Annotated in this window: 19 protein-coding genes and 1 pseudogene; 12 read left to right on the forward strand and 8 right to left on the reverse strand. The window is 68.4% G+C overall.

Features of this window, described 5'->3' with window-relative positions; all coding sequences use genetic code 11:
- Positions 1-113: 113 nt before the first annotated feature.
- Positions 114-1524 (forward strand): annotated as a pseudogene (locus tag DMH12_RS03445) (short-chain fatty acyl-CoA regulator family protein).
- Between the two features lie 236 nt (positions 1525-1760).
- Here the strand turns inward: DMH12_RS03445 and DMH12_RS03450 are convergent.
- The 4 genes from DMH12_RS03450 to DMH12_RS03465 all read right to left on the reverse strand — a co-directional run bounded on the left by DMH12_RS03450 (position 1761) and on the right by DMH12_RS03465 (position 4916).
- The gene (locus DMH12_RS03450; protein WP_125490042.1) at positions 1761-2159 is read right to left on the reverse strand and encodes a hypothetical protein; all 399 of its coding nucleotides are present in this window, start codon (positions 2157-2159) and stop codon (positions 1761-1763) included.
- Positions 2156-3001 carry an IS5 family transposase gene (locus tag DMH12_RS03455; RefSeq protein ID WP_125490043.1) on the reverse strand — a complete coding sequence of 282 codons (846 nt, stop codon included), beginning with the start codon at positions 2999-3001 and terminating at the stop codon, positions 2156-2158. The genes DMH12_RS03450 and DMH12_RS03455 overlap by 4 nt, the downstream gene beginning before the upstream one ends.
- A 112-nt stretch (positions 3002-3113) precedes the next feature.
- Positions 3114-4643 carry a UDP-N-acetylglucosamine 1-carboxyvinyltransferase gene (locus tag DMH12_RS03460; RefSeq protein ID WP_125490044.1) on the reverse strand — a complete coding sequence of 510 codons (1530 nt, stop codon included), beginning with the start codon at positions 4641-4643 and terminating at the stop codon, positions 3114-3116.
- Positions 4644-4718: 75 nt separating this feature from the next.
- Complete coding sequence (locus tag DMH12_RS03465; RefSeq protein ID WP_079030465.1) at positions 4719-4916, reverse strand: DUF4236 domain-containing protein; 198 nt, start codon at positions 4914-4916, stop codon at positions 4719-4721.
- A gap of 315 nt (positions 4917-5231) precedes the next feature.
- Here DMH12_RS03465 and acnA point away from each other — a divergent pair, with 315 nt between their 5' ends.
- Positions 5232-7946 (forward strand): aconitate hydratase AcnA, encoded by a 2715-nt coding sequence (gene acnA / locus DMH12_RS03470; RefSeq protein ID WP_125490045.1) that lies wholly within the window; start codon positions 5232-5234, stop codon positions 7944-7946.
- Positions 7947-8179: 233 nt separating this feature from the next.
- Entirely contained in the window at positions 8180-8404 is a 225-nt protein-coding gene (locus DMH12_RS03475) for a DUF397 domain-containing protein (RefSeq protein WP_312023896.1), read from the forward strand.
- Between the two features lie 261 nt (positions 8405-8665).
- On the opposite strand, the gene DMH12_RS03485 is transcribed toward DMH12_RS03475, so the two are convergent.
- The 3 genes from DMH12_RS03485 to DMH12_RS03495 all read right to left on the reverse strand — a co-directional run bounded on the left by DMH12_RS03485 (position 8666) and on the right by DMH12_RS03495 (position 13976).
- Positions 8666-9094, reverse strand: coding sequence for a hypothetical protein (locus DMH12_RS03485; protein WP_125490048.1), 429 nt, complete (start codon positions 9092-9094; stop codon positions 8666-8668).
- Between the two features lie 50 nt (positions 9095-9144).
- Complete coding sequence (locus tag DMH12_RS03490) at positions 9145-9996, reverse strand: helix-turn-helix transcriptional regulator (protein ID WP_125490049.1); 852 nt, start codon at positions 9994-9996, stop codon at positions 9145-9147.
- 173 nt (positions 9997-10169) lie between these two features.
- Positions 10170-13976, reverse strand: a complete 3807-nt coding sequence (locus DMH12_RS03495) for a GH92 family glycosyl hydrolase (RefSeq protein WP_185832127.1) — start codon at positions 13974-13976, stop codon at positions 10170-10172.
- Between the two features lie 415 nt (positions 13977-14391).
- Between DMH12_RS03495 and ngcE the strand changes: the two genes are divergently transcribed.
- From ngcE to DMH12_RS03540, 9 genes are all read left to right on the forward strand, one after another.
- Entirely contained in the window at positions 14392-15840 is a 1449-nt protein-coding gene (gene ngcE / locus DMH12_RS03500; RefSeq protein WP_125490050.1) for an N-acetylglucosamine/diacetylchitobiose ABC transporter substrate-binding protein, read from the forward strand.
- Between the two features lie 85 nt (positions 15841-15925).
- Entirely contained in the window at positions 15926-16852 is a 927-nt protein-coding gene (locus DMH12_RS03505) for a carbohydrate ABC transporter permease (RefSeq protein WP_064730309.1), read from the forward strand.
- Between the two features lie 3 nt (positions 16853-16855).
- A complete protein-coding gene (locus DMH12_RS03510) occupies positions 16856-17779 on the forward strand; it encodes a carbohydrate ABC transporter permease (protein WP_122618356.1) in 924 nt (307 codons plus the stop codon).
- Between the two features lie 204 nt (positions 17780-17983).
- Positions 17984-19195 (forward strand): ROK family transcriptional regulator, encoded by a 1212-nt coding sequence (locus tag DMH12_RS03515; RefSeq protein ID WP_125490051.1) that lies wholly within the window; start codon positions 17984-17986, stop codon positions 19193-19195.
- Positions 19196-19328: 133 nt separating this feature from the next.
- Positions 19329-20429 (forward strand): sugar ABC transporter substrate-binding protein, encoded by a 1101-nt coding sequence (locus tag DMH12_RS03520; protein ID WP_185832131.1) that lies wholly within the window; start codon positions 19329-19331, stop codon positions 20427-20429.
- 160 nt (positions 20430-20589) lie between these two features.
- Complete coding sequence (locus DMH12_RS03525) at positions 20590-21381, forward strand: ATP-binding cassette domain-containing protein (protein WP_064730313.1); 792 nt, start codon at positions 20590-20592, stop codon at positions 21379-21381.
- Positions 21378-22670, forward strand: a complete 1293-nt coding sequence (locus DMH12_RS03530; RefSeq protein WP_125490053.1) for a sugar ABC transporter permease — start codon at positions 21378-21380, stop codon at positions 22668-22670. Before DMH12_RS03525 ends, DMH12_RS03530 begins: the two co-directional genes overlap by 4 nt.
- 267 nt (positions 22671-22937) lie before the next feature.
- Complete coding sequence (gene dxs, locus DMH12_RS03535) at positions 22938-24866, forward strand: 1-deoxy-D-xylulose-5-phosphate synthase (protein WP_122618352.1); 1929 nt, start codon at positions 22938-22940, stop codon at positions 24864-24866.
- A 151-nt stretch (positions 24867-25017) separates the two neighbouring features.
- Positions 25018-26526, forward strand: coding sequence for an amino acid permease (locus DMH12_RS03540; RefSeq protein ID WP_125490054.1), 1509 nt, complete (start codon positions 25018-25020; stop codon positions 26524-26526).
- Positions 26527-26583: 57 nt separating this feature from the next.
- On the opposite strand, the gene DMH12_RS03545 is transcribed toward DMH12_RS03540, so the two are convergent.
- A complete protein-coding gene (locus DMH12_RS03545) occupies positions 26584-26961 on the reverse strand; it encodes an NTP pyrophosphohydrolase (protein ID WP_125490055.1) in 378 nt (125 codons plus the stop codon).
- Positions 26962-26971 lie beyond the last annotated feature (10 nt).

A 26971-nucleotide genomic window follows, 5' to 3' on the forward strand; every position in this document is an offset into this window, starting at 1 on the left:
CAATCCTTGCGAATCTTCTCGCCGCTTTTTGCCAATGTTGCGAAGGCTCGGAGGGGGGATGTCTCCCTTACGCTGAACCGCGACGGAGGCCCAGCTGCCGAGGGAGCGGTTCGGTGAGCAAGACGTACGCGGGTGCGCGGCTGCGACGACTGCGCGAGGAGCGCCGGATGAGCCAGGCGGACCTCGCCCGCGTGCTCGCCATCTCCCCGAGCTACCTCAACCAGATGGAGCACGACTCCCGCCCCCTCACCGTGCCCGTCCTGCTGCGGTTGACCGAGGCGTTCGGCGTGGACCCGGGCTTCTTCTCCGAGCGGGACACCACGCGCCTGCTGGCCGACCTCCGTGAAGCCCTCGCCGGCGAGATCGCCGAGTCCAAGGTGTCCGCGGCCGATCTCGGTGACCTGGCCGCCCGGCTGCCCGGCGTCGCCAAGGCCCTGCTCGACCTCGGCCGCCGCAACCAGGAGCTGTCCGAACGCCTGGCCGGGGCGGCGGACGGCCGGGACCGGGACCGGGGAACCACCTCCACGCCGCACGAGCAGGTCCGCGACTTCTTCTACCGCCGCCAGAACTACCTTCACGACACCGACCTGGCGGCCGAACGCCTCGCCGCGGAGATCGGAGTACGGCCGGGAGAGGTGATCGGTCCTCACCGCGAGACTCACCGAGGAACACGGCGTCCACCTGGCCGCCGCGCCCGGCGCGCGGCTGCACCGCTACGACGACAGAAGCCGCACCCTCCACCTGTCCACGCGGCTCCGGCCGGGTCAACGCGCCTTCCGCATGGCGACCCAGCTGGCACTGCTCGAACAGGGTGAGGACCTCGACCGGCTGGCCACCGAGGACTTCCCGCCCGGATCAACCACCCACGCGCTCGCCCGCATCGGCATCGCCAACTACTTCGCGGCCGCACTGATCCTGCCCTACGCCGCCTTTCACGCGGTGGCAGAGGAAGCCCGCTACGACATCGAGCGTCTGACCGACCACTTCGGTCTCGGCTACGAGACCATCTGCCATCGGCTCAGCACCCTCCAGCGTCCCAGGCTCCGCGGGGTGCCGTTCTCCTTCGTCCGCGTCGACCGGGCGGGAAACCTCTCCAAACGACAGTCGGCGACCGGCTTCCACTTCTCCCGAGCCGGCGGCACCTGCCCCCTGTGGAACGTCTACGAGGCGTTCGCCGCCCCGGGACGCGTCCACATCCAGATGGCCGAAATGCCCGACGGGCAGCGCTATCTGTGGACCGCACGGGCAGTCACCCGCCACCGCGGGGGCTGGGGCGAACCCGGCAGGACCTACGCCGTCGGCCTCGGATGCGAGATCCGCCACGCCCACCGCCTCGTCTACTCCGACGGCCTCGACCTCACCAGCGCCTCCGCCGCCACCCCCATCGGCATGGGCTGCCGCGTCTGCGAACGCCTCGACTGCTCCCAGCGGGCCGCACCACCACTCGGCCGCCCACTCCTGATCGACCAGAACAGCAGCACCTTCGTGCCCTACCCGGTCGAGGACATCCAGACTGTCGACTGACGACAGCAGTGGCCCTTCGGCCGAGCGCACGAGTGAGCCGATCGAGAAATCGGGCGACTCCGGGCCTGGCCCGGAAGTCCCAGAAGAGTCCCAGGGCTACTCGGCGACCCCTTCCTGTCTTACGTTTACGCAGGTCAGGAGGGGGTTCGCGTTACTTCTTCTTAGTGGGCGGTTCGTAAGGTGATGTCCGTTTCTGATTGAGGTTGGGGCAAGGTCGCTGGTGGAGGGTCGGTCGGCTATTGCTTCCTGGCGAAGTTGCCGGTGTCGGCCTCGGTGAGGATCCCGAGTTTGACCAGGCGTTTCAGCTTGGCGCGGGTGCCTTCGACGTTCTTCGGCAGCGGTTCGTGGCCGAGGGCTTCGCAGACGTCCTTGGCCCGTAGCGGTCCGGTCGCGTGGTTGAAGGCGGCGAGGATGCGGGGGTAGTCCGGGTGCTCGGGCAGGTTCGGTGCGACGGCCGGGAGCCGGTCGGTGAGGCCGGTGACGGTCGTGCGGGTGATCGCGAGGTGTTCCAGGTGGGTCTCGGCCTCCCGCAGCCGGGTCTGCAGGTCGTCGATCTGTGCGCGGAGGTCTTCGGCCAGGGCCCGGGCGGCATCTTCCTGGAGGTCCAGGGCGTCGAGCAGGGGCTGGATGTTCACGCCGCCGCCTGCTCCGCGCGCCAGGTGGGGGCGTTCGCGCCGGTGAGGCGTCGGGTCATGACGTGGGTCATCGCCCAGTAGACGCGGGAGACGGAGGAGGAGGGGCGGTGCTCGTAGTCGCGGACCAGGCGCCGGTGCAGTATCAGGATCCCGTAGGTCTGCTCGACCCTCCACCGCTTCGGCTGCGGCACGAACCCCTTGGCCTGCGGGTTGCGTGCGACGATCTCGACGTCGATGCCCAGGCCGGCGCCGTGCATGACGACCTGGTTCTTGAAGCCCTGGTCGACCAGGGCTTTGCGGACGGTGCCGCCGGCGTGCTCGGCGACCTGGTCCAGCAGGACGATGCCCGCGGCGTTGTCGTGGGTGTTCGCGGCAAGGACGACGGCCGCGATGACCAGGCCGAGGACGTCCACAGCCAGTCCGCGCTTGCGGCCGGGCACCCGCTTGGCCGGATCGTGGCCGCTCGTGGAGGCGGGGACCCCGGCGGCCACGTGGACACTCTGGGTGTCCAGCACCACCAGGGTCGGGTCCTCTAATCGGCGGGCGCGCTCGCGGACCTGGCAGCGCAGGAGTTCATGAATGACCTGGTCGGTCCCGTCGTCCCGCCAGGCCGCGAAGTAGTAGTACGTCGCACTCTTCTGCGGCAGATCGTGCGGGAGATAGGCCCACTGACAGCCGGTCCGCCCCTGGTAGAGGATCGAGTTGACGATCTCCCGCATGTCGTAGGCGCCCTGGTGGCCGCTGACCGAGCGGTGCCGGTCTTTCCACGCGGTGATCACCGGCTCGATCAACGACCACTGCTCGTCCGATAAGTCACTCGGGTACGGCTTGCGTTCAGTCACCCGGTCACATCACCAGATCAACAGCCGCGGACCGGCAGATTCCGCCCCGCCGCCACACCATCAGGCGACAGCAAAACCACTCAAAGACTCACGAACCGCCCACTTAGAGCTTTCAAATGTCCCGGAAGATATCGATCTGCGCCCCGATCGAGTTCAGCCGCTCCGCCAGGTCCTCGTAACCGCGGTTGATGACGTACACGTTGCGCAGCACCGAGGTGCCCTCCGCCGCCATCATCGCCAGCAGGACGACCACCGCCGGGCGCAGGGCCGGCGGGCACATCATCTCGGCGGCGCGCCAGCGGGTGGGGCCCTCGACCAGGACGCGGTGGGGGTCCAGGAGCTGGAGGCGGCCGCCGAGGCGGTTGAGGTCGGTGAGGTAGATGGCGCGGTTGTCGTAGACCCAGTCGTGGATGAGGGTCTGGCCCTGCGCGGAGGCCGCGATGGCCGCGAAGAACGGGACGTTGTCGATGTTCAGGCCGGGGAAGGGCATGGGGTGGATCTTGTCGATCGGCGCCTCCAGTTTGGAGGGCCGGACGGTGAGGTCCACCAGCCGTGTGCGGCCGTTGTCCGCGAAGTACTCCGGCGTGCGGTCGTGGTCGAGGCCCATCTCCTCCAGGACCGCCAGCTCGATCTCCAGGAACTCGATGGGGACGCGGCGGACCGTCAGCTCCGACTCCGTCACCACGGCCGCGGCCAGCAGGCTCATCGCCTCGACCGGGTCCTCGGAGGGGCAGTAGTCCACGTCGGCGTCGATGACGGGCATGCCGTGCACCGTGAGGGTGGTGGTGCCGATGCCCTCGACCCGGACGCCCAGGGCCTCCAGGAAGAAGCAGAGGTCCTGGACCATGTAGTTCGAGGAGGCGTTGCGGATGACCGTGACGCCGTCGTGGCGGGCGGCCGCGAGCAGCGCGTTCTCGGTGACCGTGTCGCCCCGCTCGGTCAGCACGATCGGGCGGTCCGGGCGCACCTGACGGTCCACCACCGCGTGGTAGTGGCCCTCGGTCGCCGCGACCTCCAGGCCGAACCGGCGCAGCGCGATCATGTGCGGTTCGATGGTCCGGGTGCCCAGGTCGCAGCCGCCGGCGTAGGGCAGCCGGAAGCGGTCCATGCGGTGCAGCAGCGGGCCGAGGAACATGATGATCGAGCGGGTGCGCACCGCCGCCTCGGCGTCGATGGCCTCCATGTCCAGCTCGCCCGGCGGCACGATCTCCAGGTCGGTGCCGTCGTTGATCCAGCGGGTGCGTACGCCGATGGAGTTGAGCACCTCCAGGAGGCGGTAGACCTCCTCGATGCGGGCGACCCGGCGCAGCACCGTGCGGCCCTTGTTGAGCAGCGAGGCGCACAGCAGGGCCACGCACGCGTTCTTGCTCGTCTTGACGTCGATGGCGCCCGAGAGGCGACGGCCGCCGACCACGCGCAGGTGCATCGGACCCGCGTAGCCCAGGGAGACGATCTCGCTGTCCAGCGCTTCGCCGATACGGGCGATCATCTCAAGGCTGATGTTCTGGTTGCCGCGCTCGATGCGGTTGACGGCGCTCTGACTGGTGTTGAGCGCCTCCGCAAGCTGTGACTGGGTCCAGCCGCGGTGCTGCCGGGCGTCACGGATGAGCTTGCCGATGCGTACGAGGTAGTCGTCTGCCATGAGGTTGAGGCTATCTCAGATATGAGATGGCGCCTCTCGGGGGGTCCGTTCGGGTGACGCGACGTCAAGCGCGCCTCAGCGGCGCTTGCTCGTCGTGGTGCGGCGCCATCCGAAGGGCCCGGGCAAATCCATCGATGTCGTACGACGTCCGGTGCTGCTGCGGGTGTGGCGCGGGCCGTTCTTGCCGCCGGTGGTGATGGACCACGAACGCTTGTTGATGTTCAGGCGCACTCCGGGAAGGATTCGGAAACTCTTGCGGAATGTGAGCGGCATCGTGCCTCCGTCCGAGTAGTGCCGGGGCTGTCCGGCACGCATCGGATACCCCCGTTCGGCGTAGTGATGGCCGCACGGGTCACCCGGGAGGCAGGGCGGTGGGGCGCACGCCACACAGTGCCCGGGCATGACCAGACCGCCCCCATGTACTAGAGTTATCTCGACATCGAGATATCTGCTGAGGCGCACCGCAGCCGCAGCCGCCGTCGGGTCCAGCGGTAAGGCTTACCTAACTTAGCCATACCTTAGCGGAATGGCCAGGGCGGCGTGGCGGCAGGATGCGGTGGTACGCGCACATGAATGAAGGAGACTGTCGTGTCGGCGAACAGCTTCGACGCCCGCAGCACGCTGCAGGTGGGCGACGAGTCGTACGAGATCTTCCGGCTGGACAAGGTCGAGGGCTCCGCGCGCCTTCCCTACAGCCTGAAGGTGCTGCTGGAGAACCTCCTCCGCACCGAGGACGGCGCGAACATCACCGCCGACCACATCCGCGCCCTCGGCGGCTGGGACTCGCAGGCCCAGCCGTCGCAGGAGATCCAGTTCACGCCGGCTCGCGTGATCATGCAGGACTTCACCGGCGTGCCCTGTGTCGTGGACCTCGCCACCATGCGCGAGGCCGTCAAGGAGCTGGGCGGTGACGCGGCGAAGATCAACCCGCTGGCCCCGGCCGAGCTGGTCATCGACCACTCCGTGATCGCCGACAAGTTCGGCACCAACGACGCCTTCAAGCAGAACGTCGACCTGGAGTACGGCCGCAACAAGGAGCGCTACCAGTTCCTGCGCTGGGGCCAGACCGCCTTCGACGAGTTCAAGGTCGTCCCGCCCGGCACCGGCATCGTCCACCAGGTGAACATCGAGCACCTGGCCCGCGTCGTCATGACCCGCGACGGCAAGGCCTACCCCGACACCCTGGTCGGCACCGACTCGCACACCACCATGGTCAACGGCCTCGGTGTCCTCGGCTGGGGCGTCGGCGGCATCGAGGCCGAGGCCGCGATGCTCGGCCAGCCCGTCTCGATGCTGATCCCGCGCGTCGTCGGCTTCAAGCTCACCGGTGAGCTGCAGCCGGGCACCACCGCCACGGACCTCGTGCTGACCATCACCGAGATGCTCCGCAAGCACGGCGTCGTCGGCAAGTTCGTCGAGTTCTACGGCGAGGGTGTCGCGGCCACGAGCCTCGCCAACCGCGCCACCATCGGCAACATGTCGCCGGAGTTCGGCTCCACCGCCGCGATCTTCCCGATCGACGACGAGACCCTGAACTACATGCGCCTGACCGGCCGCAGCGACCAGCAGGTCGCCCTGGTCGAGGCCTACGCCAAGGAGCAGGGCCTCTGGCTGGACCCGAAGGCCGAGCCGGACTTCTCCGAGAAGCTCGAGCTGGACCTCGCCACGGTCGTCCCCTCCATCGCCGGCCCGAAGCGCCCGCAGGACCGCATCGTCCTCGCGAACGCCGCCGAGCAGTTCAAGCAGGACGTTCGCAACTACGTGGACAGCGTGGACGAGGCCGGCCAGGAGTCCTTCCCGGCCTCCGACGCCCCGGCCGTCGCCAACGGCGTCCCGTCCAACCCGGTCCCGGTCACCGCCCCCGACGGCACGACCTACGAGCTGGACCACGGTGCCGTGACGGTGGCCGCCATCACCTCCTGCACCAACACCTCCAACCCGTACGTCATGGTCGCCGCCGCCCTGGTGGCCAAGAAGGCGGTCGAGAAGGGCCTGACCCGCAAGCCGTGGGTCAAGACCACCCTCGCCCCGGGCTCCAAGGTCGTCACCGACTACTTCGAGAAGTCGGGCCTCACCCCGTACCTCGACAAGGTCGGCTTCAACCTGGTCGGCTACGGCTGCACCACCTGCATCGGCAACTCCGGCCCGCTGCCGGACGAGGTCTCCAAGGCCGTCAACGACCACGACCTGGCCGTCACCTCGGTGCTCTCCGGCAACCGCAACTTCGAGGGCCGGATCAACCCCGACGTCAAGATGAACTACCTGGCGTCCCCGCCGCTGGTCGTCGCCTACGCCCTCGCCGGCTCCATGAAGGTCGACATCACCAAGGACGCCCTGGGCGCCGACCAGGACGGCAATCCGGTCTTCCTGAAGGACATCTGGCCGACCGAGGCCGAGGTCAACGACGTCGTCGCCAACGCCATCGGCGAGGACATGTTCTCCAAGTCCTACAGCGACGTCTTCGCGGGCGACGCCCAGTGGCAGGCGCTGCCGATCCCGACCGGCGACACCTTCGAGTGGGACACCGAGTCCACCTACGTGCGCAAGCCCCCGTACTTCGAGGGCATGGGCATGGAGCCGGCCCCGGTCGAGGACATCTCCGGTGCCCGCGTGCTGGCCAAGCTGGGCGACTCGGTCACCACCGACCACATCTCCCCGGCCGGTGCCATCAAGGCCGACACCCCGGCCGGCAAGTACCTGACGGAGCACGGCGTCGAGCGCCGCGACTTCAACAGCTACGGCTCGCGCCGCGGCAACCACGAGATCATGATCCGCGGCACCTTCGCCAACATCCGCCTGCGCAACCAGATCGCGCCGGGCACCGAGGGCGGCTACACCCGCGACTTCACCCAGGCTGACGGGCCGGTGTCGTTCATCTACGACGCCTCCCGCAACTACATCGAGCAGAACATCCCGCTCGTCGTCCTGGCCGGCAAGGAGTACGGCTCCGGCTCGTCCCGCGACTGGGCCGCCAAGGGCACCGCGCTCCTCGGCGTCAAGGCCGTGATCGCCGAGTCGTACGAGCGCATCCACCGCTCGAACCTCATCGGCATGGGCGTCCTGCCGCTCCAGTTCCCGGAGGGCCAGACCGCGTCCTCCCTCGGCCTGACCGGCGAGGAGTCCTTCTCCGTCACCGGTGTCACCGAGCTGAACGACGGCACCACCCCGCGCACGGTGAAGGTCACCACCGACACCGGCGTCGAGTTCGACGCGGTCGTCCGCATCGACACCCCGGGTGAGGCGGACTACTACCGCAACGGCGGCATCCTGCAGTACGTGCTGCGGAGCCTGATCCGCAAGTAGGCGGCTGCGCCACGGGTCGTGCCCGGTCCTTCCGGGCACGACCCGTGGCGTGCAGCCCGGCTGATTCCCGTATGTTCATCGCCGATCGACGTCACCTAAGCTGGTCATTCGATGACTTTCAGTGATGGAATCGGTGACGGCGGAATGCCGCGGGGGTTTCCCGGGAGGGGATTCGGGGACTCGCCTGCGACAGTGCACACCCGTCCACTAACATGATGGGGCGCTATCCAGGCATGTGGGGGAAGCAGGGGGCTGGGGCAGTGCATGAGGGGCAACCCTTGTGGCGCAAAAGCAGCATGTGTGGCAACGAGAGCGAGTGCGTGGAGGTTGCCGTGCGCGAAGGCCAGGTGCTGGCGCGCGACTCCAAGGCGCTCGGACGAACGCCACTGGGCTTCACCGCCTCCGTCTGGACCGAGTTCCTGCATGCCGTGGCACAAGGAGAGTTGAACGGTCTGTGACGTTCTTATCCAGCCATCGGCAGGCGGTAGGGGGCCATATGAATGCCGAGGCATCCCCAGTGGGGCGGTCGGCCGGCAAGCGGAGCGCCGTCGTGGTGGGTGGCGTCCTCACCTTCACCATGAGTGTGGGAGCGGTCGCGACGCTGGCGGCCGCAGTGGCGTCCATGTTCGTCGACGGCGTCCTGGCCAAGAGAATCCTGTGGGTGACCGTGGCAGTCGTCGTGGCCGTCGGAGCGGGCGTGTGGCGCGCCGGCAATGGTGCTATCCCGTCCCTACTTGGTTCTGATCACCCTCGTTACGACTCTCGGGCGGGTTCTGCGGAGTAGCTGCGCCGCGTGCCGCCAGCTTGCGCCTGACCCACCAGCCCAGTCCGGTCAGGACCGTGCCCATCAGGAACGTGCCCAGCACGGAACCGACGTCGGACCAGGGGAGTTCGAGGCCACGGGCCTTCTTCATGATGAAAGGCGCCGCCTTCGCCATGATGATGATCAGCGCCGCCAGACCGAGCACCCCGAGCAGTGCCGTGTACTTCCGTTTGTCGCGTGCCCGCGATGTCTCGATGGCTATGAGACGCTCTGTCTGCTCAGGGTCCTGGATGGCCTGAGCCTTCAGCTCCTCGTCGTTCATGCCGGAGCCGAAGGCTATTCGCAGCACGTCCAGTAGAGCATCGATCGTCGACCTGGAGACCACGCCGGTCCTCCCCCTGCCTCTGTCAGCCCTGTTCCGCGGGTCCAGCGGGCCTAGAGGCTCTGCTTGACGCGATTGATCAAGTCGAGGGACGCGTTCTCGTCCAACGCCCGCTCCATGAGCGTCTGGAAGCACTCCTGGTAGTGGGCCAGCAGTTCCAAGTCCTCGCCGCCGGTCATGCTGCCGGCGGCGTGTTCCAGATACAGAAGGTCGTCGTCGTCCGAGAATCGCAGCAGGACAAAGCTGCCCAGTGTGCTGTAGTGCGCTCCCGCGTCGAACGGCAGTACGCGGACGGTGACCTCGTCCCGTCCGGCGAAGTCGAGGACCTGTTCCAACTGTGCGCGGAACGCGCCGCGACCGCCGATCTGCCGCCGTACCGCCGCCTCGTCCAGGACGAACGTGGCCGTCGGACGGCCCGGTCCCCCGAACATGCGCTGCTGGCGTTCCATCCTCAGGTCGACGACCCGGCGCACCCGTTCGGCGGCCAGTCCGCGTTCGGCGAGCAGGGCCTCCGCGTAGGCGCGGGTCTGCAGATGCCCAGGGACGACGATGGGGTGGTAGGTGTCCACGGCCCGCGCGGCGCCCTCGTACCCGAGGTACTGGGCGAACTGCGGGGAGACGACGTCGTGGTAGCTCGACCACCAGCTGGCCCCCTTGCTGCCCCGGGCCGCCTCCTCCAACTCGTGCACGGTGTCGGGCTCGGCGACGCCGTACAGCGCCAGGAGGGCGCGCAGATCACTGACGGACACACTCACCGTCCCGGTCTCCACACGGATGAGCTTCGACTGCGACCACTCCACCCGCTCGGCGGCCTCACGCTGGCTGAGCCCGGAACGCTCCCGCGCCTTGCGCAGGGCGATCCGGAGCTTGCGCCGGTTGAGGCTGGGGTCCACAGGGGGTGTCATCGCCGCTCCTTCGACCGTGCACGTACCCTGAACCAGAATGGCCATGCACAGACAGTTCCTAGCTTTTCGCTCCAACCATTATGCCTCTGGCTTTCTGCATAGAGCCAAAACCTCTCCGCGACATGCACAGGGCCCGCCCAGAAACTGGACGGGCCCTGGTCAGCGAGGTGTTGCTAGGCGAGCAGCTCGACCTCGGACAACACCGAGGTGCCGGTGAAGACCAGCCGGTACTTCGCATACGTCCCCGGTGACTTCACCGAGAACGCCCGGGTCTGCCTGTCCCAGGCGAAGGACTCCCCGGAGCGCTGGTCCAGCGTCCGCCAGGTCGTGCCGTCGGCCGAGCCCTGGAGCTTCCAGCCTGCCGGTGCCTTCGTGTGGTCCGCCGGCGAAGTCAGCGTGTACTGAGCCGCCTTCACACCCTTGCCGGAGACCGGCAGGTCCACCGACGTCACGCTCGCGTCCGTCGCCGAGGTGTCGTCGAACAGGGCGCCCGCACCGGTGACGGCGTCCGCGCGCGGGGTCGGCACCTCGTCGTCCTGGGTGACCGACGGCGGGGCCGCGTCCTTGCCGGTGCCCCACGAGGAGGGCTTCGCGCCCATGTCGAACTCCAGGACGCCGCCCCTGGCGATCAGCGAGTGGGGGAGCGAAGTGGAGTTCCAGCGCTTGCCGTTGACCTTCAGCCCCTGCACGTAGATGTTCTTGGTGCTGTTCTTCGGGGCCTTGACGACCAGCTTGCGGCCGTTCTCCAGGTGGACCGTCGCCTTGGTGAACTGCGGGGAGCCGATGGCGTATTCGCCGCTGCCCATGACCAGTGGGTAGAAGCCGAGGGAGGAGAAGAGGAACCAGGCCGACTGCTCGCCGTTGTCCTCGTCACCGTGGTAGCCCTGGCCGATCTCGCTGCCCGTGTACAGGCGCTGGAGCACCTCGCGGACGTTCTTCTGCGTCTTGTACGGCTGCCCGGCCGCGTCGTACATGTACAGCGCGTGGTGGGCGACCTGGTTGGAGTGCCCGTACATGCCCATCCGGACGTCCCGCGCCTCGGTCATCTCGTGGATGACACCGCCGTAGGAGCCCTTGAACTCCGGGGAGGCCGTCTCGGGGGTGGCGAGGTACTCGTCGAGCTTGTCGCCGAGACCCTTGCGGCCGCCGTAGAGGTTGGCGAGGCCGCGGCTGTCCTGCGGGGCGGTGAAGGCGTAGCCCCAGCCGTTGGTCTCCGTGTAGTCGTAGCCCCACACGCGCGGGTCGTACTTCTCGGAGTCCACCCGCCAGCCGCCCTTGGCGTCCTTGCCCTGGAAGAAGCCGGCCTTGCTGTCGAAGAGGTTCACGTAGTCCTGCGCGCGGTTGAGGAAGTACGCCGACTCCTCCTTGTACCGCTTCTCGCCGGTCTCCTTGTAGAGCTTCTCGCCCATCTTCGCGATGCCGTAGTCGTTGAGGTAGCCCTCCAGCGCCCACGACAGGCCCTCGTGCGTCTCGGAGCTGGTGTAGCCGAGGAACGGCGAGGTCTCCATGCCCTTGCGGCCCACGCCCGAGGACGGGGGCACCACGGTGGCGTTCTTGACGGCCGCGTCGTAGGCCGCCTTCGCGTCGAAGTCGACGCCCTTGACGTAGGCGTCCGCGAAGGCCACGTCGGAGGAGGTGCCGGTCATCAGGTCCGCGTAGCCGGGCGAGGACCAGCGGGAGGTCCAGCCGCCGTCCTTGTAGTGCTGCACGAAGCCGTCGACCAGCTCACCGGCCTTGGACGGGGTGAGGAAGGAGTACGCGGGCCAGGTGGTCCGGTACGTGTCCCAGAAGCCGTTGTTGACGTAGACCTTGCCGTCGACGATCTTGGCGCCGGTCTCCGTCGGGGTGTCCTCCTTGACCGCCTTGGAGAAGGGGGAGGCGTACTTGTACGTGCCGTCGACCTTCTCGTGGCCGGCGTTCGGGTACAGGTACAGCCGGTAGAGGCTGGAGTACAGCGTGGTCAGCTGGTCCTGCGTGGCGCCCTCGACCTCGACCTTGCCGAGGACCTCGTCCCACTGCTTCTGGGCGTCGCGCTTGACCTTGTCGAAGGAGGCGCGCGCGGGGATCTCCTGGCGCAGGTTGTCCTTCGCCTGCTCGACGCTGATCAGCGAGGTGGCGATGCGCAGCGTCACGGCGCGGTCCTTGCCCGCGTCGAAGCGCAGGTGGCCCTTGACGCCGCTGGAGTCGCCGCCGGTGACCTTGCTGTCGAACTCGCCGTACACGAAGAGGCGGGTGGCACCGGTGGACAGCCCGGACTTGACGTCCGAGTAGCCGGAGAAGGTGCCGTTCTCCTTGTCCAGGGTGAGGCCGGCCTGGTCGGTGACGTTGTCGAAGATCACGCTCGCGTCGTCACCGGGGTAGGTGAAGCGCATCATCGCCGCGTGGTCGGTCGGCGTCATCTCGGCCCTGAGGCCGTTCTCGAACCGCACGCCGTAGTAGTACGGCCGGGCGGTCTCGTTCTCGTGCCGGAAGGCCAGCTCGCGGGCGTCGCGGCCGGTGTCCGGGGTGCCGGACGCGGCCGAGGGCATCACCTGGAAGGTCTGCCGGTCGCCCATCCAGGGGCTCGGCTCGTGGCTCGCGCTGAACGCCTGGAGGGTGGGCAGGTTGTCCGCGTTGTTGCCGCGCGCGTACTCGTACAGCCAGCTGAGCGATCCGGCGTTGGTCACCGGCGTCCAGAAGTTGAAGCCGTGCGGTACCGCGGTCGCCGGGAAGTTGTTGCCGCGCGAGAAGCTGCCGCTGGAGTTGGTGCCGCGGGTGGTGAGCGCGTGGTCGGAGAGGTGGGCCTTCGGGCGCTCGTACGCGGCCCGCTCGATCTTCACGTCGTCCAGCCAGCCGCGGAACTTCGCCGGGCCCTTGGGGGAGTCGTACGCCACCAGGATCCGGTCGACGGTCTTGCCGGCCGCGACCGAGCCGATGCCCGACTCGACGCTGTTCCACTGGTTGACGTAGAGGATCTTCGCGTCGCCCTGACCGCGCGGCGTCAGCGGGAACCCGTGCTGGTCGGTGGCCTTGAGGTCGCTCAGGTAGGTGCCGTCGGTGAAGGCGAGGTCGACGGAGACGTTCGTGGCGTCGTAGTCGAGGTCGCCGTCGGCCATGGAGGGGAAGATCTTGTACGACAGCTCGCTGCGGCGGTCGACCTTCACGTCGACGTCGAAGACCTTGTTGTACGAGTAGCCCCGGCCGTCCGCGGTGTGGCGGCCCGCGTAGCGCAGGGCGTGCGTGCCGGTGAAGCCCGCGCCCGACTTCGCGGTCGGCGAGCCGGTCGGGCCGCGGTCGACCAGGGAGAGCATGTCCTCGGGGGCCGGGGTGTCGCCGCCGCCGGTGGACAGCTGGAAGTCGGCGAGCTGGAGGGCGTCGCCCGCCCCGTTGTTCTTGGTGACCTCCAGCCGGAAGTGCTGGTACTCGGCGGCCTCGGCGAGGTCGTACGTCTTGGTCTGGAAGCGCTCCCCGAAGGATTCCCCGGAGCGGGTGTCCAGCGTCTGCCAGGTCTCGCCGTCCGCCGAGCCCTTCAGCGTCCAGTCCACCGGGTCGCGTTCGTCGTGGTCGTTGGCCGAGGTGAGGGCGTATTTGGCGATCTTGGTCGACTCGTCCAGGTCGAACTCGACCCAGCCCGTCTTCTCGAAGGTCAGCCACTTGGTGCCCGGCTCGCCGTCGACGAGGTTCTCCTTGACCTCGCCGCCGTTCGTGTTCTCGGCGCTGGCCCGCACGCCGGTCACGTGGTCGGTGACGTTGCCCGGTATGCCGGTGGTGTACCCGCCGTCCACACCCGAGGACCGCTTGCCGCCGTCCGCGCCCGTGTCCACGGTGTTGAGCCAGTCCGGAGCCGGGTCGTCCGCCTCGAACGAGGACGCGAACTCCCGGTCGGCCCCGGCCGGAGCCTGCGGCAACGCGACCGCCGCCCCCTGCGAACCCACCGCCAAAGCGAAGGCGGTCGTCAGTACGACCGCCGGACCCCATCTGTGCCGAACTCTGTATTCCATGTCCTGGCCACCCTCCCTGCGCGTGGGACAACGTTGTCAAATCTGCTGCGCAAGGACCAGTAGGGGTCAAGTGGCATGTGATGTCAAGGGTGTTGGATGTGGCGTTCGGGGCTTATGCCAGGGATTCTTACGGCATGGCGTGCACAGGCCACTCATATTTCCGGGAGGTCTCAACTCGGAAAAGACGTACCGCCAACCTTGCTTTCGATCTTGATCCGCTGGCGGGAAGTGGACTATACCTGTCGCCCACCGGGGGATACGGGGGGAACCGCGAAGGGGAACCGCCCAAGCGCCCGAGCAGCACTTTTCAGAAGAGCAGTACCAGCGTTTCCCGCACGAACCAGCGTGACCCGATCGCGGTGCCGGGGAGGATCCGGTTCACCGCCTGAGTCCTGTAGAAGGCGAGGACTTGAGCATGGGATCCACTTCCGCCGAGAACAACGGTACGGGCGTCGGCCGCCGCGATCTGATCAAGCGGTCCGCCGCGCTCGGCCTGATCTCCGTACCGACCATGGGCTTCCTCTCCGCCTGCGCGAGCGGCGGCGGGGACGACCAGGAGAAGGCCAAGGCGGGCGAGAAGTCCGCGAAGAACCCTCTCGCGGTCAACGACAGCGCCCAGATGGAATTCGTCCTCTTCGACGGCGGTTTCGGCAAGGAGTACGCCGAGGACGCCGTGAAGCTGTACGAGAAGGCCTTCCCGAAGGCCAAGGTGAAGTTCTCCGCCACCCAGAAGATCCAGTCGACCCTCCAGCCGCGCTTCAACGGCGGCAACCCGCCGGACCTCGTCGACAACTCCGGCGCCGAGCAGATGGACATGGGCGTTCTGGTCGGCAAGAAGCAGCTCGCCGACCTCACCCCGCTCCTCGACGCCCCGTCCTACGACGACCCGAACAAGAAGGTCCGCGACACGCTGCGCCCCGGCATCGTGGAGATGGGCCAGTTCGACGGCGACCCGGTCTGGATCCTGTACTACGCGTACACGGTCTACGGGAACTGGTACTCGCAGAAGGCGCTCGACTCGCTGGACGCGGAGTACCCGAAGACCTGGGACGAGATGCTCGCGGTCTGCGAGAAGGCCAAGAAGAAGGGCATGGCCGGCTGGACGTACGCGGGCAAGTACCCGTACTACATCCCCTTCTCGATGTCCCCGATGATCGCCAAGGTCGGCGGTGTCGAGGTGCTGGACGCCATCGACAACCTGGAGCCGAACGCCTGGAAGCACCCGGCGGTCAAGACGGTCTTCGAGGCCTGGTACGAGCTGTACAAGAAGGGCTACATCCTCAAGGGCACCCCCGGCCTGGACCACATCCAGTCGCAGACCGCCTGGGCCAAGGGCAAGGCCCTGTTCATCCCCAACGGCTCCTGGGTGGAGAACGAGTCGGCCAAGGTCATCCCCGCCGACTTCGACCTCGCGGTGTCCGCCCCGCCCGGCATCGACGACAGCGACAAGATGCCCTTCGGCACGATGTGGGCCTCCGGCGGCGAGCCCTTCATCGTCCCGGCCAAGGCGGCCAACGGCGCCGGCGGCATGGAGCAACTGCGCGTCATGCTCAGCGAGGCGTCCTCGAAGAACTTCACCAGCAAGGTGAAGTCGCTCAGCGCCTACAACGGCGGCACCGACGGCATCGAGCTGACCCCGGGCCTCAAGTCCGGCGTGGCGGCGCTGGAGCTGGCCGGCAGCAACGTGGTGAACCCGCGGATGCAGGACTGGTACGTGCAGCTCCAGAAGGAGAAGATCGGTGTCGGCTGCCTGGGCGAGATGATGGCGGGCCGGATGACTCCGGCCGAGACCATCAAGAAGATCCAGGGCTTCGCCGACGACGCCGCCAAGGACTCGTCGATCAAGCACTACAAGCACCAGTGAGGAAGCGTCACCAGGGCCTGTCCGGTGCCGGCGCGCCGGACGGGCCCTGGCGGCGCCACCCGCGCTCAGATCGGGGTCGGTAGCAATGCAGCACGGCAAGTACCGGTTCATCGTGGGGTTCCTCGCGGTACCCCTGGGGCTGTACACGCTCTTCGTGGTCTGGCCGTTCATCCAGTCCATCTACTACTCGTTCACGGACTGGACCGGGCTGAGTCCCGAGTTCAAGATGGTCGGCTTCGACAACTACTCGCGGATGCTCGACGACGACATCTTCTGGAAGTCGTTGTGGCACAGCGTGTTGTTCGCCCTGCTGGTGCCGCTGGTGACGCTCGGCCTGGCGCTCTTCTTCTCCTTCATGATCAACGTGGGCGGGCGGAAGCGGAAGGGCGGCCCGGTGATCACCGGGGTCCGCGGTTCCGGCTTCTACAAGATCGTCTACTTCTTCCCGCAGGTGCTGTCCATCGCGATCGTCGCCCTGCTGTTCCAGTTCGCCTACAACCCGGACAGCGGCGCGGTCAACTCCCTGCTGCGCGGGATCGGCCTGGACTCCGTCCAGCCGCTGTGGCTCGGCGACCCGAACCTCGCGCTGTGGTGCGTGATGGCGGTGCTCGTCTGGTCCACCGTCGGCTTCTTCGTGGTCCTCTTCTCGGCGGGCATGGCCTCCATCCCGGCGGAGCTGTACGAGGCCGCGCTGCTGGACGGGGCGAACCGCTTCACGACCTTCTTCAAGGTCACCCTGCCGCTGCTGTGGGACACCGTGCAGTCCGGCTGGGTCTACATGGGCATCCTCGCCCTCGGCGCCGAGTCCTTCGCGGTCGTGCAGATCATGACGACCGGGCCCGGCGGACCCGACTACTCGACCACCGTGACGGTCCTGTACGTGTACCAGAAGGCGTTCCGGGACGGTCAGGCCGCCTACGCCACCACCATCGGCGTCGCCCTGCTCCTCGTCACGCTGGCCTTCGCGGCCCTCGTGATGAAGCTGGGCCGGCGCGAGCGGCTGGAGTACTGAGCAATGAAGACGACCGAGACCCCCGCCCCCGTGCCGGCCGAGTCCGGCGCGCCCGTCCTGAAGACCGAGGCCGCGCCCGGCGGACTCCGCAAGGGGAAGAAGGAGGGCACCGCCCTCAACGTCTTCTCCCACGGCGTCCTGGTCATCTGGGCGATCATGGTCGGCATGCCGCTGGTGTGGGCGGTGATGACGTCCTTCAAGGACGACGCCTCCATCTTCGGCTCGCCCTGGTCGCTGCCCACCAAGCTGAACTTCGACAACTGGTCGCGGGCCTGGTCCCAGGCGCACATGAGCGACTACTTCCTCAACACCATCCTGGTGGTGGGCGGTTCGCTCGTCGGCACCCTGGTGCTGGGTTCCATGGCGGCCTACGTGCTGGCCCGGTTCGACTTCCCGGGCAATCGGTTCATCTATTACTTGTTCATCGGCGGCATGAGCTTCCCGATCATGCTCGCGCTGGTCCCGCTGTTCTACGTCGTGGACAACATGGGGCTGCTGAACACCATCCACGGGCTGATCCTGGTCTACATCGCCTACTCACTGCCCTTCACCGTGTTCTTCCTGACCGCGTTCTTCCGGACCCTGCCCAGCTCGGTGGCGGAGGCCGCGTTCGTGGACGGGGCCTCGCACACCCGGACGTTCTTCCAGGTCATGCTGCCGATGGCCAAACCCGGCCTGATCAGTGTGGGGATCTTCAACTTCCTGGGGCAGTGGAACCAGTACATGCTGCCGACCGTGCTCAACACGGACCCGGACAAGCACGTCCTCACCCAGGGCCTGGTGCAGCTGGCGGTCAGCCAGGGGTACAAGGGCGACTGGTCGGGCCTGTTCGCGGGCCTGGTGATGGCCATGCTGCCGGTGCTGGCGGCCTACATCATCTTCCAGCGCCAAGTGGTCCAGGGACTCACCGCGGGCGCCCTGAAGTAGCGCCCCGGCGCTCGCCGGCGTGCTCGCGCGTGCCGCTCCCGGTCTCCGGGGGCGGCACGCGCGTGTGTGCGGCCACGCACCCGTGGGGGGCCCTGATGCGGTTCAACCTCTTGACGGGAGGCGACCCGAACGGCTCAGCTTAGAGTTCACTAGTTGGACATGGACGGGGCCTCATCGAAGCGGCCCCGCGCGCAGGAGGTCGTCGTGGAGACTCCGGGGTCGCAGTCGTCGCTGCACCGAGCCAACCTGGAACGGGTCGTACGAGCGGTACGGCTCGCCGGTTCGCTCACGCAGGCGGAGATCGCGAGGACGACGGGCCTGTCCGCGGCGACCGTCTCGAACATCGTCCGGGAGCTGAAGGAGGGCGGGACCGTCGAGGTCACGCCCACGTCGGCGGGCGGCAGGCGGGCCCGCAGCGTCTCGCTGAGCGGGGACGCCGGCATCGTCATCGGCGTGGACTTCGGCCACACCCACCTGCGCGTCGCGATCGGGAACCTGGCCCATCAGGTCCTCGCCGAGGAGTCCGAGCCGCTGGACGTGGACGCCTCCTCGGACCAGGGCTTCGACCGGGCGGAACAGCTGGTCAGCCGATTGGTCGCGGCCACCGGCGTCGACCGCTCCAAGATCGCCGGAGTGGGCCTCGGCGTGCCCGGCCCGATCGACGTGGAGTCCGGGACGCTGGGCTCGACCGCCATCCTGCCCGGCTGGGGCGGCACCCGGCCCGCAGAGGAGCTGCGGGGGCGGCTCGGCGTGCCGGTGCACGTGGACAACGACGCCAACCTCGGCGCCCTGGGGGAGCTGGTCTGGGGGAGCGGCCGGGGGGTGCGGGACCTGGCGTACATCAAGGTCGCCAGCGGTGTCGGCGCGGGCCTGGTGATCAACGGGAAGATCTATCGGGGACCGGGCGGCACAGCGGGAGAAATCGGTCATATCACCCTCGATGAGGCGGGCCCCGTCTGCCGTTGCGGAAACCGGGGTTGCCTGGAGACCTTCGCGGCAGCACGCTATGTGCTTCCGCTCCTCCAGCCCAGCCACGGCACCGATCTGACGATGGAGGGCGTCGTACGGCTGGCACGGGACGGTGACCCGGGCTGCCGTCGGGTGATCGCCGACGTCGGCCGCCACATCGGCAGTGGAGTCGCCAACCTCTGCAACCTGCTCAACCCGAGCCGGGTCGTCCTCGGCGGCGATCTCGCCGAGGCCGGTGAGCTGGTGCTCGGCCCGATAAGGGAATCCGTCGGGCGGTACGCCATCCCCAGCGCGGCGCGTCAACTCTCCGTGCTTCCCGGGGCACTTGGCGGCCGTGCGGAGGTGCTCGGGGCGCTCGCGCTCGCCCTCAGCGAAATGGGTGATTCGACCCTTTTGGATGGAAGTATGACCGGCGCCCTGCCGGCGGCCACGCCTGCCTTCACTTAGAGCACGGATGGCACCGTTGTCATCTCGTTAAGGATTTACTTCTTGACGCCGTACGCGCGGCCGAGTTGACTTCCAGCCACCTCGGCCGCAACGACGCGGCCTCGTCAGGGAGGTTTGTGAAGTGAACACGCGTATGCGTCGTGCCGCCTTTGCCGTCGCCGCCGGTGCCATGGTCGTCTCGCTTGCTGCCTGTGGCAGCGCCAAGGAGTCCGGCGACAACGACTCGTCCGACTCGGCGGCCAAGAAGGGCGACGACATCAAGGTCGGTCTCCTGCTTCCGGAGAACCAGACCGCTCGCTACGAGAAGTTCGACAAGCCCATGATCGAGAAGAAGGTCAAGGAGCTGACGAACAACAAGGGCGAGGTCGTCTACGCCAACGCCAAGCAGGACGCCAGCCTGCAGAACCAGCAGGTCGACACGATGGTGACCAACAAGGTCGACGTGCTGATCCTGGACGCGGTGGACTACAAGGCCATCGCCGGCTCGGTGAAGAAGGCCAAGGACGCCGGCATCAAGGTCGTCGCCTTCGACCGCCTGGCCGAGGGCCCGATCGACGCCTACACCTCGTTCGACAACGTCACCGTCGGCAAGACGCAGGGCGAGGCGCTGCTCAAGGCGCTGGGCGACAAGGCCAAGGACAGCCAGGTCGTCATGATGAACGGCTCGTCCACCGACCCGAACGCCGCCCAGTTCAAGGAAGGCGCCCACGCCGCCCTCGACGGCAAGGTGAAGGTCGGCCGCGAGTACGACACCAAGGAGTGGAAGCCGGAGAACGCCAACGCCAACATGGAGGGCGCCATCTCCGCCCTCGGCAAGGACAAGATCGCCGGCGTCTACTCCGCCAACGACGGCATGGCGGGCGGCATCATCACCGCCCTCAAGGCCGCCGGCATCGCCGACATCCCGGTCACCGGCCAGGACGCCGAACTCGCGGGTGTGCAGCGCATCGTCACCGGTGAGCAGTACATGAGCGTCTTCAAGTCCTACCCGAAGGAGGCCGAGGTCGCGGCCGAGATGGCCGTGAAGCTGGCCAAGGGCGAGTCGCTCGACTCCATCGCCAACGACAAGGTCGACAGCGAGTCCGCCAAGGGCGTCCCCGCGGTCATCGTCCCGGTCGTCTCGCTGACCAAGGACAACATCAAGGACACCGTCATCAAGGACGGCTTCTACACGATCGACGAGATCTGCGCGGGCAAGTACAAGGCCGCCTGCGACAAGATCGGTCTGAAGTAAGCGGAACCCGCGTCCCGAGCTGACTGAGCCGCCCGGGACCGGCCGCCCCAGCTCCTCCGGCGCCCCGCACTCATCAGCCCCGCAAGCTACGCGGGGCGCCGGACGGACCCTCCCCCCAACCTTTCTGCACAACCTCCCGCCGGGTCAGGCGGCGAAGGAGATGGTTCACGTGTCCGCTACGCCCGTGCTGGCGTTGCGCGGGGTCTCCAAGCGATTCGGTGCCGTCCAGGCGCTCACCGACGTAGAGCTTGAGGTCCACGCCGGTGAGGTGGTCGCCCTGGTGGGCGACAACGGCGCCGGAAAGTCCACGCTGGTCAAGACGATCGCCGGCGTGCACCCCATCGATGAGGGCGCCATCGAGTGGGACGGCAGGTCCGTCTCGATCAACAGGCCGCACGACGCCCAGAACCTCGGCATCGCGACCGTCTACCAGGACCTCGCGCTGTGCGACAACATCGACGTCGTCGGCAACCTCTACCTGGGCCGGGAGCTGCGCAAGCGCGGCGTCCTGGACGAGGTGGAGATGGAGCGCCGCTCGCGCGAGCTCCTCGACACGCTGTCCATCCGCATCCCGAGCGTGCGCATCCCGATCGCCTCGCTCTCCGGCGGCCAGCGCCAGGTCGTGGCGATCGCCCGCTCCATGCTCGGCGAGCCGAAGCTGGTCATCCTGGACGAGCCCACCGCCGCCCTCGGCGTCGAGCAGACCGCCCAGGTCCTCGACCTCGTCGAGCGGCTGCGCGAGCGCGGCCACGCGGTCATCCTCATCAGCCACAACATGGCCGACGTCAAGGCGGTGGCCGACAAGGTCGCCGTCCTGCGCCTCGGGCGCAACAACGGCATCTTCGAGGTCAAGTCGACCTCCCAGGAAGAGATCATCTCCGCCATCACGGGCGCCACGGAGAACGCCGTGACCCGTCGTGCGGCGCGCACCAATGGGGAGATCAAGAAGTGAGCATCGACAAGACCTCCACGGCAGCCGAGGAGAGCTCGGTGGAGAACACCGCCGCGGCCCCCGCCGCGGTCGCCGCGGTCGACCCCCGGCTGCTGGTGCGCGAGCAGGGCTTCGCCGGCTACCTCGGCGAGTTCAAGCGGAAGATGAAGGCCGGTGACCTCGGGTCCATCCCGGTCGTCGTGGGCCTGCTGGTCATCTGGGCCATCTTCACCAGCCTGAACTCCAACTTCCTCACCGCCGGCAACTTCTCCGACATGTCGGTCGCCATGGTCGGCACCGGCATGATCGCCGTCGGCATCGTCTTCGTCCTGCTGCTCGGCGAGATCGACCTGTCGGTCGGCTCGGTCAGCGGTGTCGCGGGCGCCACCTTCGCGGTGCTCAGCGTCACGCACGGGATGAACGAGATACTCGCCCTGGTGCTGGCGATCCTCACCGGAACCGCGGCCGGCGCCATCCACGGCTTCGTCTTCGCCCGCATCGGCGTCCCGGCCTTCGCCGTCACCCTGGCAGGCCTGCTGTTCTGGCAGGGCTTCATGCTGCAGATCCTGGGCGACAACGGCACGATCAACCTCGACTCCGACGGCGTGGTCGTCAAGCTGACCAGCTACTACTTCAGCGACGTGGCCGCCGCCTACGGCCTGGCGATCGTCGTCACCGCCGGGTACTTCCTCAGCGCGTTCTTCGACAACCGCCGCCGTGAGTCCGTCGGAGTGCCGTCCCGGCCGCTGAACGAGATCATCGTGCGCACGGTGCTGCTCGCCGTGCTGGCCTTCGCCGTGGCGATCGTCTTCAACCAGTACAAGGGCCTGCCGCTGGCCGTCGTGATCTTCCTGGCCTTCCTGCTGCTCACGGACTTCGTCCTGCGCCGCACCGCCTACGGCCGGAAGATCTTCGCGCTCGGCGGCAGCGTCGAGGCGTCCCGCCGGGCCGGCATCAACGTCGAGCTGGTGCGGATCTCGGTGTTCGCGATCGCGGGCACCTTCGCCGCGATCGGCGGCCTCTTCGTCGCCTCGAAGATCGCCTCCGCCAACCAGGGCGCGGGCACCGGTGAGTTCCTGATGAACGTCATCGCCGCGGCCGTCATCGGCGGCACGTCCCTCTTCGGCGGCCGCGGCCGCACCTGGGACGCGCTGCTCGGTGTGATGGTCATCATCTCGATCCAGTACGGCCTCGCCCTGGAGGGCATCGCCTCGCCGGTCCAGTACATGATCACCGGTGGCGTGCTGCTGGCGACCGTCGTCATCGACGCGGTCACCCGCAAGACCCAGAAGACGGCGGGCCGCGCGTAGCGGCTCCACCGAAGCCCCTGGCGCGGCCAGTACGGCCGACGTCCGCCCGCCCGCCCGGCTGAGCCCCGGGAGGGCGGGCGGACCGTTGTGCCGTGGCGTTCGGGGGACGGTGCGCGTCGGCCGTCGTCGGCGGGGCAGTCGTAGAACGGTCCGCCGCTGGGTAAGGCCGAACGCGTGACGTACGACGCACCGCCCGGACACGTTCCGCCACGGCGGAACATTAGACTCGGGCAGGCCCGGCAACAGCTCTACTGCAAGGAGGCACGGGTGCCGCTGCTGACCCGCATCACGGGACCGCGCGATCTGGACCGGCTCAGCCTGGAAGAGCTGGGCGGCCTGGCAGAGGAGATCCGCACCTTCCTGGTCGACGCCGTGTCCAAGACCGGCGGCCACCTCGGCCCCAACCTCGGCGTGGTGGAGCTCACCCTCGCCCTGCACCGCGTCTTCGACTCCCCGAAGGACAAGGTGCTCTGGGACACGGGCCACCAGTCCTACGTGCACAAGCTGCTCACCGGCCGCCAGGACTTCTCCAGGCTGAAGATGAAGGGCGGCCTGTCCGGCTACCCCGCGCAGGCCGAGTCCGAGCACGACGTCATCGAGAACAGCCACGCCTCCACGGTCCTCGGCTGGGCCGACGGCATCGCCAAGGCCAACCAGGTCCTCGACCGCGACGACCACGTGGTCGCCGTCATCGGCGACGGCGCGCTCACCGGCGGCATGGCCTGGGAGGCGCTGAACAACATCGCCGCCGCCAAGGACCGCCCGCTCGTCATCGTCGTCAACGACAACGAGCGCTCCTACGCGCCCACCATCGGCGGCCTCGCCAACCACCTGGCGACCCTGCGCACCACCGACGGCTACGAGCGCTTCCTGGCCCGCACCAAGGAGGTCCTGGAGCGCACCCCGGTCGTCGGCCGCCCGCTCTACGACACCCTGCACGGCGCCAAGAAGGGCCTGAAGGACTTCATCGCCCCGCAGGGCATGTTCGAGGACCTCGGCCTGAAGTACGTCGGCCCGATCGACGGCCACGACCTGGAGGCCCTGGAGTCCGCGCTCACCCGCGCCAAGCGCTTCGGCGGTCCGGTCATCGTGCACTGCCTCACCGAGAAGGGCCGCGGCTACCAGCCCGCCCTCCAGGACGAGGCCGACCGCTTCCACGCCGTCGGCAAGATCCACCCCGACACCGGCCTGCCCATCTCCACCTCCGGCGCCGACTGGACCAGCGTCTTCGGTGAGGAGATGGTGAAGATCGGCGAGGAGCGGGAGGACGTGGTCGCCATCACGGCCGCCATGCTCCAGCCGGTCGGCCTCGACAAGTTCGCCAAGGCCTTCCCCGACCGCGTCTACGACGTCGGCATCGCCGAGCAGCACGGCGCGGTCTCCGCGGCCGGCCTCGCCCACGGCGGGGTGCACCCGGTCTTCGCGGTGTACGCCACCTTCCTCAACCGCGCCTTCGACCAGGTGCTGATGGACGTGGCCCTGCACAAGTGCGGCGTCACCTTCGTGCTGGACCGCGCCGGTGTCACCGGCACCGACGGCGCCTCCCACAACGGCATGTGGGACATGTCGATCCTCCAGGTCGTCCCCGGCCTGCGCCTGGCCGCCCCGCGCGACGCCGACCAGGTCCGCGCCCAGCTGCGCGAGGCCGTCGAGGTCGACGACGCACCGACCGTGGTCCGCTTCTCCAAGGGCGCCGTCGGACCCGCGGTACCCGCCGTCGGCCGCGTCGGCGGCATGGACGTGCTGCGCGCCCCCGGCACCGACACCCCGGACGTCCTGCTGGTCTCCGTCGGCGCGCTCGCGCCGATGTGCCTGGAGGTGGCGGACCTGCTGGACAAGCAGGGCATCTCCACCACCGTGGTCGACCCGCGCTGGGTCAAGCCCGTCGACGAGGCCATGGCCCCGCTCGCCGAGCGCCACCGCGTGGTCGTCACCGTCGAGGACAACTCGCGCGTCGGCGGTGTCGGCTCCGCCGTCGCCCAGGCGCTGCGCGACGCGGGGGTGGACGTGCCGCTGCGCGACTTCGGCATCCCGCCGCGCTTCCTCGACCACGCCTCCCGCGCCGAGGTCCTGGCCGAGATCGGGCTCACCGCGCCCGACATCGCCCGCCAGGTCACCGGCCTGGTGGCCAAGCTCGACGGCCGCTACGACCGCACGGGCGCCGACGCCGACGCCGTGCAGGCGGCCCGCGACTGACGGGACGCCTGCGCTGTTGCGCCGATGGGCCGGTATCTCCACCCGTTGCGGTGGTGAAACCGGCCCATCCGCGTGAATCGGCTCACGCCAGGGCATACGCAGTAGGCCCCCCTCTCGATCATGTCGGGGACGACAAGCGTCGGAGGTACGCGTGAGCAACAGCAGTCTTTTCAGGACCAAGAAGATCGAGCAGTCGATCCGGGACACGGAGGAACCGGAGCACGCGCTCAAGAAATCCCTGTCCGCGCTGGACCTGACCGTCTTCGGCGTCGGTGTCATCATCGGCACCGGCATCTTCGTACTCACCGGCACGGTCGCCAAGAACAACGCCGGGCCCTCCGTGGCCCTGGCCTTCGTGGTCGCCGGTGTGGTGTGCGGGCTCGCCGCACTCTGCTACGCCGAGTTCGCCTCCACCGTCCCGGTGGCGGGTTCCGCCTACACCTTCTCCTACGCCTCGCTCGGCGAACTGCCCGCCTGGATCATCGGCTGGGACCTGGTCCTGGAGTTCGCGCTGGGCACGGCGGTGGTGGCCGTCGGCTGGTCGGGGTACATCCGTTCGTTCTTCGACAACGCCGGCGTGACGTTCCCCGAGACCCTGGGCGGCCGGGACGGGGCCGACGGCTTCGGCTTCGACATCCTCGCCGCCGCCCTGGTGCTGGTACTCACCGGGATCCTCGTCCTCGGCATGAAGCTCTCGGCACGGATCACCTCGCTCGTCGTCGCCATCAAGGTGACCGTCGTCCTCATCGTGATCATCGCGGGTGCCTTCTTCGTCAAGGGCTCCAACTACGACCCCTTCGTCCCCAAGTCGCAGCCGGTGGATGCCGGGGCGGGGCTCGACTCGCCACTGATCCAGCTGATGTTCGGCTGGGCACCGGCGAACTTCGGCGTCATGGGCATCTTCACCGCGGCCTCGGTCGTCTTCTTCGCCTTCATCGGCTTCGACATCGTCGCCACGGCCGCCGAGGAGACCCGCAACCCGCAGCGCGACATGCCCCGCGGCATCCTCGGCTCGCTGTTCATCTGCACCGCCCTCTACGTCGCCGTCTCGATCGTCGTCACCGGCATGCAGCACTACAGCGAACTGTCCGTCGACGCCCCGCTCGCCGACGCCTTCAAGTCCACCGGGCACCCGTTCTTCGCCGGCGTGATCAGCTTCGGCGCCGCCGTCGGCCTGACCACGGTGTGCATGATCCTGCTGCTCGGCCAGACCCGGGTGTTCTTCGCGATGAGCCGCGACGGACTGCTGCCCCGCTTCTTCTCCCGCGTCCACCCGAAGTTCCGGACGCCGTACCGGCCGACCATCCTGCTCGGCGTGATCATCGCGATCGTGGCCGGCTTCACCAGCCTGAGCGAGCTGGCCGAGCTGGTGAACATCGGCACGCTGTTCGCGTTCGTCATCGTGGCGATCAGCGTGATCATCCTGCGCCGCACCCGCCCGGACCTGCCGCGCGCCTTCCGCACCCCGCTGGTTCCGGTGCTGCCGATCGTGTCGGTGGCCGCGTCGCTCTGGCTCATGCTGAACCTGCCCGCCGAGACCTGGGTCCGGTTCGGCATCTGGATGGTCATCGGCGTCGTCGTGTACTTCCTCTACAGCCGCACCCACAGCCGCCTGGCCCGCGGCGAGGACACCACCCCGCCGCCCCCGGCCGGCCAGTAGCCGGACGAAGGCGGCGCCCGGTCCCGGAGGTGTTGCTCCGGGACCGGGCGCCCGCCGTCACCGGGGTCGTACGGTCCGAGGCCCCGTCACCTCCGCGCCCAGTTCCGCCACCCGGCGGCGCAGCTCGCGGTCGGCCGTCACCACCAGGACGGGGCGCCGGCCGGCGGCCCGTTCGACCAGGGCGACCATGTGGTCGTCCCCGCTGCCGGGTGCCGACTCGACCCGTACGCCGTCGACGGACTCCACCCCGCGGGCCGCGCCCTCCACCACCAGCACGACCTCCACCGGCCCGGTGTGCCCCGGCACTCCGTCCGCCGCCAGGCGGTCCCGCAGACGCTCCGCGGCCCCGCGCCGGTCGCGCCACCAGCCGTCGGGCACCGAGCCGACGACGTTCGCGGCGTCGACGATCACGAGCAGGGATGCGTTGTCGTCCATGCGGTCAGGG

Origin of the sequence: Streptomyces sp. WAC 04229, assembly GCF_003947455.1 — a bacterium.
In the GTDB taxonomy this organism is placed as follows: Bacteria; Actinomycetota; Actinomycetes; order Streptomycetales; family Streptomycetaceae; genus Streptomyces.